Source organism: Parabacteroides caeci (genome assembly GCF_023656795.1).
Lineage (GTDB): Bacteria > Bacteroidota > Bacteroidia > Bacteroidales > Tannerellaceae > Parabacteroides > Parabacteroides segnis.
This window is the reverse complement of the sequence record NZ_JAMOKT010000135.1, coordinates 1-2,784: the sequence shown is the minus strand read 5'-3', so window position 1 is coordinate 2,784 and position 2,784 is coordinate 1. Positions and strand designations below refer to the sequence as shown.

The following is a 2,784-nucleotide window of genomic DNA, read 5'->3' as shown; positions in this document are numbered from 1 at the left end:
ACGGCTATGTCCAGCAGGGACTTACCATAAAAGAACTGTCCGAAATACTTCATACGAACCGTACCTATCTTTCCGCTTATATCAAGACTACGTATAAAATGACATTCCGCGAATGGATAACCGATCTCCGGTTGGAGTATGCGAAAAACATACTGAAGGAGCATCCGGAAATCAATATACAGAAGCTGGCTGAGTCTTCCGGTTTTCTTTCCCGCAGTAACTTTATCAAATCATTTACCGAGAAGGAAGGATGTACGCCTGGCAAGTGGAAAAAAGCAAATCTGGAATAATTTGTGTGGTAAAAAGCCGATGAAAAAGGTCTCAGAAGCCCATTTTCAAAAAGTGCTCAAGCGACAAAAAAGTGCTAATTCGACAAAAAAGTGCTCAAACGACAATTTGAAAAGTGCTCAAACGACAATTTTTATAAAACGCTGTATTTTAACAGAAAAAGTTTTTGTAATATTTTGGGCGCTGAATGGCATTTATTACCTTTGGAGAAGACAAAGATAATAAATTCAAGTTTATATGAGCAGAAAAATCACTTTTCTTACCCTGTTTCTGTGGCTGATGACGGTAACTTTTCCTGTCATTGCGCAGCAGAAAGCAGACACGACCTACACTTTCCGGTTCGTTCCGCAGAAGGACATGTTCTACGTGCCTTGGAATGGCAATGACACGGAACTTGCCCGCCTGTTGGAATGTATCGAAAACAACAAAACCACAATTCTTGACGGCAAACTGCCGCTACTGGTTGACGGATACTGCAATTCGCAGGGCAGTGAAGCCGAGAAAGCTGCTCAACAAAATAAACATACCGACATGCCATTGGAAACCAAAACCCCAACCGACTATCATTTTTCCCTGCGTGCCAACCTGCTACGCTGGGCTACCCTGACACCAGATCTTGGCGTGGAATGGCGCATCTGCCCGTCGTGGGGCATTGCCGTAAACGGCTCGTGGACTTCATGGACGTGGAGCGACAAGGACCACCGCTATGCACTCTGGGAAGTGGCTCCGGAAGTGCGTTACTATATGGGTGAGAAGAAAGCCTGGTATCTGGGCGCGATGTTCAAGGCCGGACAGTTCAACTACAAGTTCTCCGAAGCAGGCAAGCAGGGCGACCTGATGGGTGGCGGCATCACCGCCGGCTATCAGCTGCGGCTGAACAAGGCACTGGCTCTTGATTTCAACCTCGGTTTGGGCTACCTGAATGCCGATTTCGAAAAATATGAAGTCATCGACGGTGTACGTGTACGCCGCGGCAACGAGACAAAAGATTGGTGTGGTCCCATCAATGCCGGTGTGACATTGGTATGGAAGTTATTCTAACACGGAGGAATAGAATATGAAAGCAAGACAATATATAAATATGATGGGAATGGCAGCCGCCGTGCTGCTCTCTTCCTGCGTGAAGGACACGCTTTATGACACGCCGCATCCCGACTACGGGAAGATTGCGGTGACAGCCGACTGGTCGGCCCGCGGTGAGAGTATTGACATACCTGCCACATGGACGGTTACCATGGGTGACTATACGGGTACGGAGACTTCCGCCACCCATGCCCCCGACCATCTGTTTGCTCCGGGCAGCTACACCCTTGCGGTGTGGAATCCTGCCGAGGGAATCACGGTAAACGGTACCACAGCCACCATTGCCGCAGCCACGGGAACCCGGGCAGGCACGGATGCCTTTGTGAACAATGCCCCGGGATGGTTCTTCACCTATACGGAACAGGTGACCATCGAGAAAGACAAGGACTATCCGCTGACCGCCGCAATGAAGCAGCAGGTACGCGAACTGACGCTTGTCGTCGAACCTACTGGTGATGCCGCCGGACGCATCACGGAGATTGTTGCCCATCTGACGGGTGCAGCCGGAACACTCGACTTCGCTACCGATACCTACGGAGCCGCTTCGAACGTCGTGCTGCTCTTCACCAAGATTACCGAAGGTGACGATGCCGGCAAGTGGAAAGCCACGGTGCGGCTGCTGGGTGTGACCGGCACGGAACAACTGCTGACGGGTGAAATCCGCTATGCTGACGGCAACCCGACCCCCACCACGCTGAAAAGCGACCTTACGGAAGCCCTCAAGGAGTTCAACACCGGAAAGGGCGAATCGCTGACCCTCGGCGGAACGCTGGTTGAGACTCCCGAAGGCATGGAAGTGGACGAAGCCGAAATCAACGGCTGGGAAGAAGTGAAAGGTGATGATGTAAATGCCGATTTGTAACTAATATAATGACAGATATAATGAAGACAAGTTTTTTTGCACTTGCGACGCTCGCCCTCGCACTGGCAGCCTGCAACAACGACAACGAGAACCTGAACGGTGACCTCGTGGCCGCCCAGTTTACCGCCGACATCGCCCCCGCCACCCGCGCCGGCGGAACCACCTGGGACAACGGCGACCGTATCGGCATCACCGACATCGGCAACGATACCCAGTACGGCAACGTGCCTTTCATCCTGAAGAACGGGAAATTTGAGGCAGAAGGAAAGGTCATCTATATCGAAGATACAAAGACCCATACTTTCCGCGCCTACTATCCGTACAATGCGGCGGGAGGCATTCTCGCAGCCACGACCGATGCCACGGCGCAGCAGAACCAGCCTGCCATCGACTTCCTCTTTGCCACAGGAGCCACGGGAGACAAAAACAGCCCGGTAGTGAGCTTCACCGACAAAACCGGCAAAGGCGGTGAAGACAACTCCTTCCACCACCGCATGAGCCGGATAACCCTTACCTTCGAGGCGGGCGACGGCGTGGATTTCAGCGTGGTC

4 protein-coding genes are annotated in these 2,784 nt (G+C 52.1%); all 4 read left to right on the top strand.

Annotated elements, in window-relative coordinates:
- Positions 1-290: helix-turn-helix domain-containing protein (locus NBH15_RS29015; protein ID WP_250824203.1), on the top strand; the 290-nt coding region annotated here is incomplete at its 5' end.
- Positions 291-525: 235 nt separating this feature from the next.
- Positions 526-1,329 (top strand): DUF3575 domain-containing protein, encoded by an 804-nt coding sequence (locus tag NBH15_RS29010; protein WP_250824202.1) that lies wholly within the window; start codon positions 526-528, stop codon positions 1,327-1,329.
- 16 nt (positions 1,330-1,345) lie between these two features.
- Positions 1,346-2,233, top strand: coding sequence for a FimB/Mfa2 family fimbrial subunit (locus NBH15_RS29005; RefSeq protein ID WP_250824201.1), 888 nt, complete (start codon positions 1,346-1,348; stop codon positions 2,231-2,233).
- Positions 2,234-2,253: 20 nt separating this feature from the next.
- A partial coding sequence (locus NBH15_RS29000; RefSeq protein ID WP_250824200.1) for a fimbrillin family protein occupies positions 2,254-2,784 on the top strand: 531 nt, incomplete at its 3' end.